Source organism: Frankia sp. CgMI4 (assembly GCF_001756285.1).
Lineage (GTDB): Bacteria > Actinomycetota > Actinomycetes > Frankiales > Frankiaceae > Frankia > Frankia casuarinae.
The window spans coordinates 41508-55694 of record NZ_MAQZ01000078.1; the positions used below are offsets into that span (position 1 = coordinate 41508).

The window sequence follows — 14187 nt, forward strand, 5'->3', positions numbered from 1 at the left end:
CCGCCGCGCTTCTTCCCAACCTAGGCTGACACAGCTTGGCGCGAGAACCCGGTCCGTGGCGGGCGGCCGACCCGTGAGCACCCGGGTTGCAACCGACGGGCATGGCGGGTCGCGTGTCCCCGGGGAGGCTCGGACAGGATCCACGCAAAGCCAGGCGAAGACGAGCCTGGTGGTTTCGGCTCGCGTACCTGCGGCTATCACGCCCAGTGACGGATCTCGGCCGGTAGCGGCGCGGGCCCTGGCCAAGGCGGGTGCCTGATGGCCGCGGGCGGTACCGCCATGGTGGACGGCCCGGTTGTGGTGCCGTCGGCGGCGGGACGGGATGCGGCGGTCACTCTCGTCACCATGATCATGGCTGTGGTCGTCGGTCTGACGTTCGCCTTCGGGTTCGGCAACGTCTTCCAGCTCGGGCTACGTCTCGGGGTGCCAGTCTGGGTCGCCCCCTTGGTGGCTCCTGCCGTCGACTTGTCCGTGGTGGGCCTTTTGCTGGGGACACGGCAGCTGGCGGTGCAGGGCGCGCCGCCGGAACTGCTGCATCCGGCTCGGCGGCTGCTGGTGTTCTCCAGCGTGGTGACCCTGGCGCTGAATGTAGCCGAGCCGGTGATCGCCGGCCAGTACGGCAAGGCCGCGTTCGACGCCGGCCCGGCGCTGCTTATCGGCTGGTCCGAGGTTGGCCCGGGATTGCTACGTGCGATGCGCCACCCCACCACCTTCCATCCCGCAGCGCAGGGCGCCACGATCCCTCAGCCCRCACCCCAGCCGACGGAGACTGCCGGGGCAGCGGCGTCCACCGCGGTGCCTGTGGCAACCGAAGGTGGGAGCCCGCGGGCCGAGGTGGGCGCGGTTCCTGCGCAGCGCGCTCCCGAGCAGGCGAACACCGTGGTGGTCGATGGTTCGCTGTTGGACCGGGCGCGGCGTGAGGACACCCGTTACTGGGAGGAACACCGCCGTCCGATCTCCTCGGACGAGCTGCGCAAGCGGCTGAAAGTCGGCTCGAAGAAGGCACGGGCCCTGGTCACGCAACTACGCACCGAGGCGCACCGGGTGCTGGAAGAACACGCCCCCAACGCCGACGTGTCCGAGGCCGGCACGGCCGCGATCGTGCTGGAGGCCGATGACCCGGCTGCGGATGGGCTGCCCGCGGTGGTCGTGCCGGACGACGTCGACATGGTTGACCTTGGGCCGGCGGAGCCGGACGAGACAGGTGCGCTGGCCGCCGTCGGATGAGGGCCCCCGCCCCGGCGGGTGGGACCGGCGCACACCCCGTGTGCTGGCGGGCGGGTGTCCCGGCGCGGACGCGACAGCCCGCTCACCCCTCGGCCTGGCCTGCCGTCTGCCCATTCCTGCCTGCGTGTTCGTCGACCTCTGCCTGCCTGACGACCCTCTTTGGGGAGACCTCTTCGCATGATCACGAATCCTCCGCAGCAGACCTACCTCGGCCGCCGCACCTACGCCCGGCCCACCGCCCGCATCGTGTCCAGTGGTGAGCACCAACTGTGGCTGGCCCGCCACCTCACCCCACGGGACCGGTGGATCACCCGCATGATCCACGAGCACCGGGTGTTGACTACCCACCAGATCGTCGAACTCGGCTGGGTCACCCGCCGGTCGGCGAACATCCGCCTGCTGGAGCTGTACCGCTGGCGGGTCCTCGACCGGTTCCAGCCCCTGGCCGTCAGTGGCCTGTCGCCCATGCACTACGTCCTCGACGTCGCCGGCGCCGCCGTCCTCGCGCACGAGGACGGCCTAGACCCGAAGAAGATCGGCTATCARCACGACCGGGCCATGGGCATCGCCCACTCCCTGCACCTGGCCCACCGGATCGCGGTCAACGGGATGTTCACCCGGCTGATCCACCGCGCCCGCCGGCCCGACGCCCCCGGCCGGCTCACGGCCTGGTGGTCAGAGGAACGGTGCGCGGGACTGTACGGGGACATCGTCCGCCCGGACGGCTACGGCCGGTGGGCGCAGGGTGGCGCCGAGATCGAGTGGTTCGTCGAACTGGACTTTGGCACCGAACCGCTACGCCGCCTTGCCCTCAAGGTCGACGCCTACCACCGGCTCGCGAAGGCGACCCGTATCCACACGCCGGTCCTGATCTGGACCACCACCCTGCGCCGCGAAGCTCGCCTGCGCGAGGTCCTCACGCAGGCGCTGCGCACCCTTGATGACCCGGCGCGGGTACCGGTCGCGACCACGGCCGCGGACCTCGCCGAACCGGACCAGCATCTGGACGCCACCCTGCCCCGCTGGCTGCCCCTCGCCCGGCCCGGCACCGGTCGCCTCAGCCTGGGCCAACTGGGCAGCCTCTGGCCTAACACCGCCAAGCCCCTGACTGACAGCTCCACAGCCGACAGCGACCTCGGACGCCCGACACGGCTGCACCCGCCCCAGCCGATGCCACCCACGGCTCCTGATTTCCAGCAGCGTGCGGCCTGACCGCAGCTCCACACGGCTCGATGGATCCCGCCACCTGGATACGGCGACCGCGTCCGGGTGGCGGCATCCATCAGCGCGATCGGACCAGGCTGCCGCGCCCGCAGACCGCGTTCGCGTGGGTCTACGGCTGCGATGAAGGCGAAGCACTCGGTGTCTTCGAGCACGGGCTGGCCGCCGGGGCGGCGGGCGAACTGGACGCGGCCGTAGTCGATGCCGTCGTCGGCGTCACACCTCATCCAGCTGATCGTCTGACCGTGTCGTGCGCGGCAGTGCGCCACCGCCGGCCGCAGATCCACGACACTCCGCCAAACAGGCCCACCAGTGCGCGCGTCAACTGGATCGCCKAGCAGCTTGTAACGCTGCGTCCTGCCCGGCCACCCRCCGAGACAGTTGACAGCTCCACTCGGGCGTCAAGGCCATCATCTCGTGGCAGCTGATCAGGAGGCGGCCTCCTGGCTCACCGCGAACGTCAGGCAACCCGGCATTGGCGGGCCATCACTACCAGCACCCGATAGGCCCAGCAGCGCCGCGGATCGGTCGAACATTCCTTGATCATCTGCTGCGTCCATCGACTGGCTGGTCAGAGATCCGCTACGCTCAGCCTCCATCAGGCGGATCGTGGGGGGATGTCGGAACTCCTACCCCGGTTCGTTAACGTTCAGGCGTCAGCGGAGCACGGGGAGGTCGCGTCAACATGCCGAAGTCGTCCCCGGCCGTACGGCGGACGCCTTGGCCGCCTTGCACAGTGCTCGACAAGCCAGACGAGCTCCAAGATCGTCAATTCTTCGAGCGTTCCGTCCTAAGCCCGCTGCGTTACCCAGGGGCGAAGCGGCAACTCACAACCGTCATTGAGTCGATAATCAAGGCCAACGTGCCGCCGCCTCGCCTTTTCGTGGAACCCTTTTGCGGAGGAGCAACCACCGCTCTTCGGATGGCCGGGGGCGGAGTCGTCGAACACGTCATTTTCGCCGACGCCGACCCCCTCGTCGCAGCCTTTTGGTATACTGCGGCATTTGACACTAGCTGGCTGATCAATCGCATGTGGGAAGAGAAGATAACTGTCGACCGATGGGATTGGTGGCGGGCATCGCGACCTCGTTCGAGGCGCGATCTCGCGCTAAAATGCCTGATCCTGAATCGGACCACTTTCTCGGGTATTCTCCACGGTCGCGCCGGTCCCATCGGTGGCCGCTCCCAGAAATCCCAGTATAAGATAGACTGCCGGTTCGGTAGGGAAGGTTTGCAGCGACGAATACGGGCCGTCGGTGAGCTGGCCGATACTGGACGCCTTTTGGACGTATGGAATTCGGACTGGCGATCGACACTGGCTCGAATTCGCACCAGTTTTTCCTATCTAGATCCATCCGAAATTTCCGTCTACCTCGATCCTCCATATGTAAACAAGGCCGAGTACCTGTATGAATGGTCATTCGACAGTAAAAACCATATGGAGCTCGCGCAGGAACTGCGGAACGCCGATCARTATCGATGGCTACTCTCCTACGACGACAATCCAATCGTGAGAGGATTATATCCATCCAGGATGGATCGTCATCTCCTTCTCGTACCGCATCGCTACACGGCGGCAGGCTTGGCAAGTCGCTCAGAGCGCGACGAGTTGCTAGTCACGAACTATGTGGATCTTCCCGAGTCGGGCCGTTTTAAGGTCTTGGATGAAGATCCAAACTCGTCCTCACGGTGATAGCAAGAAGCTAAATAGCAGCCGAAGCTGCGAGAGGAGTTGAGGGTGACCGCGCCGGTTCTGACAGGAATTGCAGGCAAGGCAGCAGCAGGTGCAAGCCCGCTTACACGATTGCTTGCAGGAGCCAAGCGRCTCGGTGGAGTTTATCAGCTCGACTATGAGAGCGCGGTCGTCATCACCGATGACCTGGTGAAGCGCCAGTGCGGTGGAGTCCCGAAACACGGCTTTCTCATGGCAGCTGCGACGGTCCCGACCCAGGAGACCCAACAGCCTCTTGACGGCGATGAGATAATCCTGCTGCGAGTGAAGGGCACGGCGGGTCTACCAAACGAGGGCGAGCTGATTGCGACCCGCCTCGCCGCTATGAGGGATGCCAACATCCGGGAGCAGCGTCCTGAGCATGTCGTAGACACTTTGACATCTCGACAAATCGAGATGTCCGCGTTCCGGTGCGACGTACTTGGCACATTCTATGTCGAGAAGATCGACGGCAAGCCGTTCATTCAGTTCGGAGCCGATATCGACACCGTCTACGCGGGGGCGCGTTATTTCGTTTACACTCCATCCGCGATTGCTCTATCTTTCATTGCTTCCTATCCCGAGATCAGCGAGCAGGAGCTGCGCTCAGGGGCGGTGCCCGATCTCATAGAGCTCGGTACCGTCCGCTTTTCGTCGACGCGTCGTCTGGCGCAGGATGCAAGCTTGGACTCGGTACCCGTGAGAGTACGGGTCACCGATTTCATATCTCGTAAGACAGCCGTGCTAGGTATGACTCGCGCGGGAAAGTCAAATACAAACAAGACGATCTGTACCGCCGTCTTCAAGCACTCTCGGGAAAAGGGCATCCCGATCGGCCAACTAATTTTCGATCCGCAGGGCGAGTACGCCAATGTTAACAAACAAGATAAGACCGGTTTGCGTCTGTTGGGCCAGGGCGCAGATTGGGTGAARGTTTACAAGTTCGGCGCCGATCCCCAAGACCCCCAAGAGGTCCCRCTCACCGCTAACTTCTTTGGACGAACTGAGCTTCCCGTTGCCTGGGATATGATTTGCGACTTTAGCAGTACCGTGGACGCGGGATACGCTGTAGCCTTCCGGTCGGCCGAGATCATGGATCCAAATCCTCAGGATTTTCCCGGCGGTGATAAAGATCCAGATTATCATAAGATCAGGACTAGCGCGGCCAGAGGCCGATTTGCCTTCTACTCGACGCTTGCCAAGGCCGGATTCACCGTTCCATCCAGGTGGCCTGGAATTAAGTTTGCAATGGCAGGTAAGTTGGCCGACGCCATCCTCGCGGATCACCCAAACGCACTGACGAAGCAATCCGGCGAGGCAGTAATACGGACAGGAGAAGGACTGAAGGATACAATGACCTGGTTGACGGCTAGGATCAAAGAGAAGAAGAGCAGTGCTGGTCTCAAGCCGCCGTACGATGCGATCTTGACAGATCTACGAACTTGGGAAAACTGCAAGCCGTGGGCAGATATATCTTCTGTGTTTGACATGTCCGGTGGCACTGCGGTACTTAATCGACTTAAAGACTTCACCGAATTCCACGATCCAAATGCTTCTGGCGACGTTGTTTCAAAGGTTGCCGCCGATCTTGCCCTGGGGCGCATCGTCATCGTCGACCTCTCGCACGGCTCCGAGCGAGTTGGACAGGTCATGAGTGAGCGCGTCGTAAACGGTCTGCTAGAACAAGCGAACCGAAGGTTTCGCTCTGGGAGAGATCCGCTCCCAATTCAAATTGTCGTTGAAGAGGCCCATAATCTATTTGATCGAAACAAGGCGCTGAAGAACGAGCGCGACCCTTGGGTGGTACTCGCGAAACAGGCAKCCAAGTATGAAATCGGTCTCCTATACGCCACTCAGGAGGTAACTTCCGTCGRTCCGCGGGTTCTCTCAAACACCCATAACTATGTGGTTGCCCATCTCAATTCTGATCGAGAAACGAAGGAGCTCAGCCATTACTACGACTTCTCAACATTTGCTGAAGATATCCGTCGAGCCGAAGATCGAGGGKTTGTTCGCATGAAGACGTTTTCCGGTAAGTTCATAGTACCGGTTCAGGTTGCAAAATTTGATCATGACATGATTAACGCGGCTCGTGCCGCCGCAGGTCTTTCGGCTGTAACCATCTAGAATGCCATACACGAACGAGAACGCCTCGCGCCTAGGACATGTGATCGCCGCGCGGAGCCCTGTCATTGCCGATGCCATGGCCCGTTGGTCGACCCCGAGCGTCAGCGATCAGGACCCGCCCGAAGTTACGAAGCGTTGCATTTCACTTGACTCGCTACCGGATCTCAGTCCACCTCCTACTTACGCCATCKCCTTCGATGGATCCAATCAGGAGGTCGAAGCCCGTGCTGGGTATCCATCGGTTCGCGTTGGATTCGTCCAGATTGCCGGCKCCTACATCGACATCGAAGACTTCTTGACTGCGCGGACGATGGGGCTTGTCGATGCACGTCGACTGGAACGCGCCCAAATCACGCAGACGGTGAACAGCGTCCTACCTGGTTCCAACGTTTATCTGCCCGGTGCGAACGGCGTGAACTCCTGGCGTATTGAGCTGTCTTCGTCGTTCGATAGCCAGYAGATCACCGATTTTGGCGATCCGTTCTCTCTCACTGACGCGCTACTGACGATTCAGGGTACACCAGGTAGCCCCTTGAACTCGCTCGCGCTCGGTRCCTCCGGCTGTCCGGGCTGTGGCGATGGCGGACAGAACGCATCTGTCGGAGGTTCTAAATGTACCGCCTGCGGCGAGGTGATCTATCCGACCGACTGGCTCCGCACCCACGAGGAGTACTCTGAAGACGGCTCCAACCTTACGGTGCTGACCCGCACGATGAATGTCGCGGAGCGGCTCCTCTCGGTGTCGTACATCGATGGGTTCTTTCGTGTACGGCCCGAGTTGCTCGGGGCGGGAATATTCATTACCGACGGACCGCTTTCGTTCTACGGTACGACAGCTAAACTGAAGACGCAGATGTTGAATTATTGGGGTAGCCTCTGCACGAATCTCAGGTTGAAAGAACTAGAGCCGCCACTGCTCGTCGGTATCGAGAAATCCGGACGCTTTGCGGATCATGCGAATTCGGTAAGCGACTTCATTCCTGACGGCCATGTGATGGTGCTAGACACGCCGTACATAAACAGGTACATAGTCAACCAGAATGCGGACCATTTCTACGGCAAAGACGAATTCTATGGTCGGCGATTCTTTTACAAGACGACTAATGGCGACATGCTAGTAGTAACGCTACCAAGAACACCTGCCGGACCACCATACGAGCAGCCACGACTATCGGAATCGGTCTCATCCGGACTGCCTTCGGAGGATATTGCGAGCTACCCGACGCTACGAAGAACCCTGGAGACTCTAGACCGACTACAAACTCGCCTGTACCCGAATGCGGTTATCCCTGTGGCATTGGCGCACTCCGCGTCGTCGCTTCCCCTCGGAACCGGACGAAGCGTCCTCACGTTGCTCGCRCAAAAACAGCTAGGGCTGGAAAGGGATAGTATTAGCCTCAGTCGACTTCAGCCACCTCGATACTGATACTTACCGGCTCGGAATTGGATACGGCCAAGTCGATGGTGTCGTCACCGCCAGCCGTGAGTTGAGAACATATTTCCTTCGTGGAAACGCGCGACCGCGCGCCGGCCCGAGGAGCCGGACAGCCGACGATGGTGGACAGCGGTGGACGCGGGCAGCGCTGTGAGCAGGCTCGACGGATGAGGATGGACGTCAGTGGGGTAGGTGGGCCGAGCTTGCGATAGGTCGACTCGTGTCCGGTCGAGGCGAGGTGAGAGCTTTCCCGCCGAGGCAGCGGAGGAAGTCGTCCTCGGTCATGACCTCGATGTCCTGGCCCTTGGCTCGCAACGCGAACGCCTTGGCTGCTTTGGCGGTGAGGTTTGCTCCGGGGCGAAGGACCGTCGGGTTGATGTCACCGACGACCAGGATGTTGGTTCGCCTGGTCGTGTTGAGTTCCGGGATCGCGCCGACGCGGGCGCATTCCTCCCACGCGGTTTGGCGGGTGAGTGACATCAACGTGCCAGTGAACACGACGATGCGTCCGTAGAGATAGCCGTCCGGGTCTGCATCCGGGTTGACGTCAGGATGGACCAGCGAGTAGTTRCCGCCGTTCGAGAGGCTTCCGTTGTAGAGATCCTCGGTCATCCTGCCGACCGACACGCGGAGCGACGAGGCGAGGGCGTCGATGTCGCCTGCGCCCTCTCGGGCCGCGAGGGCGCCGATGATCCCGACGACCGCCTTCGCGTCGGCCAGCGGGTCGTGGTGATCGTCGAGCTGGTAGCCGAGTGCGTCGGTGACGAAAGGTAGTCGGTAGGAGGGCAGCGCCAGCGCCCGCCGGGACATCACGAGGGTGCAGACGAACCTCATCGTCGGCCACGAGATCTCGTCGACGGTGCAGGCATGGYGGATCACGCCGATGTCGAACCCGGCGTTGTGGGTGACGACGATGTCGTCGCCGATGTAGTCGAGGAGCGCGGGTAGCACCTGGTTCCACCTGGGCGCGTTCTTGACCATGTTTTCGGTGATGCCGTGGATCATGATGTTGAACGCGTCGAAGTAGTCGACTGCCGCCGGGGGGCGGATGAGCCAGCGGCGTTCGTCCACGGCTGCGCCGTCGCGTACGCGGACAAGTCCGACAGCGCACGGCGAGCCGCGGTAGGAGTTGGCGGTCTYGAAGTCGATGGCGGTGTAGTCGAGCACCGTCACACCAGCGGCTGCTCGTGGAGCCTGCCGCCGAAGCCGGGCGGGAAGTCCGGTACCGTCGGATCGTTCAGTTCCTCGGGCATGATCCATGGCGACAGCTGAGTCTTCGGCTGGACGGTGCGCCTGCGCCGCTCCTCGTCGGTCGTGAGCCAGGACATCCACACGCTGGCGACGAAGTTCGCGGTCGCCAGAGCGCGTTGACTCGGGGTGTCCGCGGTTGGCGGGAAGTCGTCGATCTTCGGGCTGGCAAGGAACGTCGGCGAGACGAGGGTCTTGGACTTGGTGCGCTGCTTGTAGGCGTCGATCTCCGCGACGATCCGCTGCTGATGCCCTTCGGTCTCGGCGACGAGGGCCTTGAGGTCCGCGACGGTGAGGTGATCGCCCTTGATCGGTAGTCCTTCCAGTGACGAGCCGTCCGTGGCCAGGACAACGCAGCAGCGCGTCAACAACCTGACCTTCTCAAGTCCGCGGGGGTCGTTGACCTCGTCAATAACGACAGCGTTGACACTCTGCGCCCGCGACGRCTCTGTCCTGTTGGTGATCCAGACGGCGATGGTGTCGCTGCCTGGCTGTCGGTCGATTGTCGCGATCCCGTGCACGAACGCCTCCCCCGTGTGGCCCGATGCCCGGCGAGGCTAGCATCCGGGGGCTAAAGCGATCTATACCGGGACGACCGCGACCGCGCGCCCCACCTCGACACACATTCGTGGTCAGCGCACTAGCTAGGGCTCGTCGCCGCAGTCGATTCCCCGTCGGAGCGCGGAGATCGTCTGAGCGCGCCGTCGGGAAGGACTGTCCTCCCGTCGCCGAGCCGACTCCAACGGAACGTAGATCCGCCAGGCGGCCTCGCACAGCGACGCTGCGAGTCGTCGGCCGCTGCGGCCGGCGGACGGCGGCTGGTCCAGCACTGTCCACAGCTTGGAGTTGTCGCCGTCGAAGAAGATCAGACAATACTCGGCCAGCTCCCGCGCGCGGGCCGCATCGGCGGGGTCGCTGTCCAGCGCCTCAATGCCGCCCGCCAGCTTCCCGACATAATAGGACGGCTTGTAGTGTGCCCAATGCGCCAGGGCGAAGGCTTCCCAGAAGTCTTGGTGATCGTGCAGATCGGGAACAGGCAGGAGATCAAGCAGCTCCAGCAGCCGGTGCACATCGGCGGTCAGGCGGGCCGTCGCGTCGTCCGTCACACGRTCTCCTCGTTACCGGGACTGGCCTTCGAGCTTCGCGGCCCGCAGCGGTCGATGCGGAACAAACGACACGATCCATGCTGCCGTGTCGGACCGTTTCACGAGTCGGCGACACGGTTCGCGGCTGGAGGCGGGTCGCGTTGTTCGGCGATCGCGTCGAGTCCCGATAGCAACCCCGGCAGCCGCGGGCCGCGATCAACGGCCATGATCAGATGCGGCAGCTCCTCGGTGAGCACGTAGGCCGAGGCGTCGGTTCGGGCTATCAGGTTCCACCCGGTGCCTTCCACGCACAGCAGGCGGGCCGCGCCGGACGTCGGGTAGGAACGGATCCAGCCGGCGCGCTCCGGCGGATGCTGTAGATAGTCGCGCGCCGCGTCGAGGACCTGCTGCGCTGCGGCGTCGCGCTCCTGGGTGGCCGTGAGGACCGGCATCGATGTCCGGTCGAACATCGTGTCCCAGTGGGCGCGGATGGCGTGCGCGAGCCGGCGGCGGTGCACCGCTGTCCATGGCAGGGGTGGCGCGGCGCGGGCCGGTGCCCGGTGGGCCCAGAACTGCCGCCACGCCGTCTGTACCGGGATCGGTGTTCCCAACTCGCCGTACCGGTCCAGCAGTCCCGGCCAGTCGGRGGCGTCGATGGGCCGGCGGCAGGCGCTACACGCATACCAGTCGCTCCGTCCGCCGACCTCGGCGTCCAGCGTCTCGACGCCTACCCACGACGTGCCGACGATGGGGACCTGCACCTCGACGCTCGGGTAGACCCAGTCGGGAGCCGGGTCGCCGCAGAACTGACAGCGCGGGCCGGGGTCGAACTCCTCCGGCCACCCGTCCCACACCGCCACCGGGCGGCCCAGGTCCGCGGGCGAGAGCTCGACCCAGCCATCCGCGTCCGCCGTCGGCACCTGGTCCGCGCCGCGGGTCACGACCGTCCACCGCCGCACCGGTGACGACTCCAGACACACCACATAGCCGTCGCTCACCGCGGGCAGGCCGAGCGCGGCGCAGGCATCCGTGTAGCCACCTGCGAAGATCTMCGGCACCCGGCCAGGCGCCACAACGGCAACCCGTGACGACACCCCATCAGACTACCAAAGGTACCCATTCTGCTACCCACGGCGCTGGATAGGTGGGGAGGAGCTGCGGGCGTGCCGACCGGCCGGCACGCCCGCGCCCACGTCCTCCGCGCCTTGGGCCGGCCGCGTTGGGCCGGTTCGTGCGCCGCATCGGAAGTAGCGGCCCGGCTACGGCGACTGGTCGCTCCGCCTCAGCTCAGCGGTCCGCGTCGCGTTTCTGCGGCCCGTGGTCCCCGACGGTGCGGGTCCGGACCGCGCTCTTGACGGTGGCGGACGGTTCGGCTCTCCCGATCGCCGTATCTTGAGTGAGGGCGCAGAGAAGCCCGCGCCGCATCGCCCCCGCAGCCCCCAGCGCGGGGAAGTTTCTGCGCCGGTTGCGGACGGTCGGGCCGGCTCGCGCGCCGTATCGGAAGTAACAGCTGCTATTGGCTCTGGCTGCGGGCCGCTGCGTCGGCTGTGGACGGTTGGGTCGGCTCCCTCGCCGTATCAGAAGTGAAAGGCCAACTCCGGCCATGTGTGGCCGGCATCCGCAGCTCGACGGTCGCCTTGTGGCCCGTCGGCGCCGTCGAGGGGCTTCTGCGCGCCCTCGGCGGCCCCGGCCTGCTCGGCGAGCTTGATTGTTGAGCCGCCTCGAACACGCGAAACGGGGGACACGGATCGCCAGGCCCGCGTCCCCCGTCACCCCGCTAACGAGACGATCTCTGTGCCAGCCCGACGTCCCCGTCCTGTGTCTGCGTCAGCAGCTCGACGGCCGCCCGCTCCACCGGCGTTCTCGGATCGAGCCACGGCACCCGCCGGCGAAGGCGCGATGCCTGCCGCCGAGGACGCAGCCAGGGTCGGCGAGGCCGCAGGAGCGCCAGCGTGGGGACATCACCGTCGGGGGCCACGATGACTCTCCAGCCATTGCGTCAGGTCCGACCACGCCACGATCTCCCAGACGTGGCGTTCCTGCACTTCACCGCCGGCGGACACCCACACCTCGTGCGGGATCGCTGATCGCCCCTGGCCGAGGGGCGGGACCATCGCGCACGTCACCACGGCCCCGTTGCCCGGCTGGCTGGTGCTCAGCGTCTCGGCCACGGCCAGCGCCAGCGCGGTCCGGCCGGGCGAGACGCCCGGCGGGCAGATGACCACGGCCTGCTTCACCAGCTACGAGCGACGCAGTTCGACGGCTGTCCGGGCCAGGTCCGAGCGTGAGACTGGGATGAACTCCAGGTCCGTCTGGTCGGGGCTCACCATGGGTAGCGGCCTGTCGTGCTCGGACTCGCGGGTTCGCACAGCCATGGGCTGGCGCAGCAGTAGTCCCGCCTGGCCGGTCAGCGTGAGCCGCGTCAGCGGCCCCGCTGCCGTCTTCGTGTCGTCTCCCATCCACCAGGTGGGCGTGTCGCCCCTCGAAACGCTTCCCTTTGCCTGCCGAGGGCGACATGTGAGGTTCTGGGTCGGTGCCGTCGAGCGCGAYCGGGCCGGGGTATCGGGCCGGGCCGGCGCTGGCCTACACCGCACCAGACTGCGCAGGGAGGTTGCGGAACTGCTCGAACTCGCCGGTCTGGACGGCGCGCGCGAAGATGTCCCACTCGGCGAACGAGCAGGCGAGCATCAGCGCCGGTCGCCTGGTGTTGCGTASGACAACGCCACCGCCCGCGAACGCGATCTCCAGGCGTCCCTGTCCGGCGGCGTCGCTGGCCTGCGCGTGCTCCCAGTCGACCTGGTTGTGCCAGACGGTCTTCATGTCGGGCGCGGCGAGTTCCCTCGCCGTGTAGGCCGGTCGGTCTGTCATGGGACCTGCACCGTCGTGCTCTTGAGGAACCGGTCGAACTCGCCGGCCTGGACCGCGCGGGCGAAGATGTCGAACTCGGCGATCGAGAACCGGAGCATGATCGAGGGCTTGTTGGAGTCGCGCACGACAATGCCRCCGCCCGCGAACGCGACCTCGATGCGGGTGTCTCCGGCGTCGTCGCTGTGTTCCGCGCGAATCCAGTCGAGGTCGACGCCAAAGACGCCTTTCAGGTTGGGCTTGCGTCGTTCGTCATCGGTGTAGGCCGCTTCGTTGGCCATGGCGCTCGTTCCCTTCCAGGGTGGGGCCGCCCGACCCCCGTGGGGGCGACGCTGGGGGCCGGGCGGCTCCGGGGGACGGCCCGGTCGGGCGAATCCAGTTCAAGCCCGTCCGGAACCGCACCGCAACAATCCGTCGGCCGGTTCGTGGGCGCCAGGGCATCCCGCGGGGAGGAATGACGCCTCCGGGGCTCCACAGCGGGATCGACGTGGGAGGGGAGGGGGAGGATTGGTGGGAGGGTTCCCCACGTGGCGTCGCGCTTCCCCTGCTCGCGTACAGGGTCTGTCTCCCTGTGCAACGATCTCGCCGTCAGCGCAGTCGAAAGGGGGAGAAGCTGTGCCCGCCTCTGTGCCGAACGACGCGCTACGCCAGGCGCGGCAAAGGCTGTTGTCACCGTCCGTGCCTGGCGCCCAGATGTCCCGCCGGGAACTCGCCGACCTCGTGAACGAGGCCGTGTTCCATGGGGAGTCCAGCCCGCTCGACGCTCAGTACATCGGACGGCTCGAACGGGGGACCATCCGCTGGCCACAGGCCAGCTACCGTGCCGCGCTGCGTGCGATCCTGCACGCGGAYACGGACGCCGAGCTGGGATTCTTCCCGCACGGCGCCACCGTTCCCAGACCCGGGACGCGCCTCATTCCCCATGGAACGCCGCCTACGCATTCCCCAGGTCCTCCTGCGATGGCCGCCCGGAAGCCTCACCACAGGTACCTCGGCGTCCCTACACTGACCGAGGGCGGGGTGCCCGCAGACGCGGGTCTGGACCGGCTGTGGAGTTCGACCGGGCTGGCCGCCGCGCTTGGGGAGGTGGYACTGTTGACCTCACCGCTTGGTCGCCGCCAATTCCTCGCGCTGTCCGGTGGTGCGCTTGTCACGGCCGGTTACGAGTGGCTGGTCGCCGACCCTGTGCGGCTCGCCGGGTCTCTCGCGGGCAAGACGGCCGACAGCGCCTTGGTCGCTGACCTCAGTGGGCGTTCTGCACGCTTTCG

13 protein-coding genes and 1 pseudogene are annotated in these 14187 nt (G+C 65.0%); 6 read left to right on the forward strand and 8 right to left on the reverse strand.

Features of this window, described 5'->3' with window-relative positions; translation table 11 throughout:
* Window positions 1-258: 258 nt before the first annotated feature.
* From Manayef4_RS13530 to Manayef4_RS24265, 5 genes are all read left to right on the forward strand, one after another.
* Complete coding sequence (locus Manayef4_RS13530) at window positions 259-1227, forward strand: hypothetical protein (protein WP_083282454.1); 969 nt, start codon at window positions 259-261, stop codon at window positions 1225-1227.
* A gap of 177 nt (window positions 1228-1404) precedes the next feature.
* Window positions 1405-2439 carry a replication-relaxation family protein gene (locus tag Manayef4_RS13535; protein ID WP_070131830.1) on the forward strand — a complete coding sequence of 345 codons (1035 nt, stop codon included), beginning with the start codon at window positions 1405-1407 and terminating at the stop codon, window positions 2437-2439.
* Window positions 2440-3184: 745 nt separating this feature from the next.
* A complete protein-coding gene (locus tag Manayef4_RS23055; protein ID WP_166793674.1) occupies window positions 3185-4141 on the forward strand; it encodes a DNA adenine methylase in 957 nt (318 codons plus the stop codon).
* 45 nt (window positions 4142-4186) lie between these two features.
* Complete coding sequence (locus tag Manayef4_RS13540) at window positions 4187-6286, forward strand: DUF87 domain-containing protein (protein ID WP_217494117.1); 2100 nt, start codon at window positions 4187-4189, stop codon at window positions 6284-6286.
* A 1-nt stretch (window position 6287) separates the two neighbouring features.
* The gene (locus Manayef4_RS24265; protein ID WP_175443385.1) at window positions 6288-7712 is read left to right on the forward strand and encodes a hypothetical protein; all 1425 of its coding nucleotides are present in this window, start codon (window positions 6288-6290) and stop codon (window positions 7710-7712) included.
* A 189-nt stretch (window positions 7713-7901) separates the two neighbouring features.
* On the opposite strand, the gene Manayef4_RS13545 is transcribed toward Manayef4_RS24265, so the two are convergent.
* From Manayef4_RS13545 to Manayef4_RS13585, 8 genes are all read right to left on the reverse strand, one after another.
* On the reverse strand, window positions 7902-8894 hold the full coding sequence (locus Manayef4_RS13545) for an exonuclease domain-containing protein (RefSeq protein ID WP_175443386.1): 993 nt from the start codon (window positions 8892-8894) through the stop codon (window positions 7902-7904).
* Window positions 8891-9490 (reverse strand): hypothetical protein, encoded by a 600-nt coding sequence (locus Manayef4_RS13550; protein ID WP_070131832.1) that lies wholly within the window; start codon window positions 9488-9490, stop codon window positions 8891-8893. Before Manayef4_RS13550 ends, Manayef4_RS13545 begins: the two co-directional genes overlap by 4 nt.
* Window positions 9491-9613: 123 nt before the next feature.
* On the reverse strand, window positions 9614-10075 hold the full coding sequence (locus Manayef4_RS13555; protein ID WP_070131833.1) for a hypothetical protein: 462 nt from the start codon (window positions 10073-10075) through the stop codon (window positions 9614-9616).
* 98 nt (window positions 10076-10173) lie between these two features.
* A complete protein-coding gene (locus tag Manayef4_RS13560) occupies window positions 10174-11112 on the reverse strand; it encodes a hypothetical protein (RefSeq protein ID WP_139140086.1) in 939 nt (312 codons plus the stop codon).
* A gap of 903 nt (window positions 11113-12015) precedes the next feature.
* Complete coding sequence (locus Manayef4_RS13570) at window positions 12016-12291, reverse strand: hypothetical protein (RefSeq protein ID WP_070131836.1); 276 nt, start codon at window positions 12289-12291, stop codon at window positions 12016-12018.
* A gap of 3 nt (window positions 12292-12294) precedes the next feature.
* Window positions 12295-12513: a hypothetical protein gene (locus Manayef4_RS13575; RefSeq protein WP_070131837.1), complete on the reverse strand. Its 219-nt coding sequence runs from the start codon at window positions 12511-12513 to the stop codon at window positions 12295-12297.
* Between the two features lie 124 nt (window positions 12514-12637).
* Window positions 12638-12922, reverse strand: coding sequence for a hypothetical protein (locus Manayef4_RS13580; protein WP_070131838.1), 285 nt, complete (start codon window positions 12920-12922; stop codon window positions 12638-12640).
* Window positions 12919-13200, reverse strand: a complete 282-nt coding sequence (locus tag Manayef4_RS13585; protein ID WP_083282457.1) for a DUF397 domain-containing protein — start codon at window positions 13198-13200, stop codon at window positions 12919-12921. Before Manayef4_RS13585 ends, Manayef4_RS13580 begins: the two co-directional genes overlap by 4 nt.
* 334 nt (window positions 13201-13534) lie before the next feature.
* On the opposite strand from Manayef4_RS13585, the pseudogene Manayef4_RS13590 reads away from it, so the two are divergent.
* A pseudogene (locus tag Manayef4_RS13590) lies at window positions 13535-14187 on the forward strand (hypothetical protein); the annotation flags it as partial.

Coding starts and splice junctions, on each gene's coding strand:
- Manayef4_RS13575 (WP_070131837.1), bottom strand. CDS start 12,513: ATGGGAGACGACACGAAGACGGCAGCGGGGCCGCTGACGCGGCTCACG.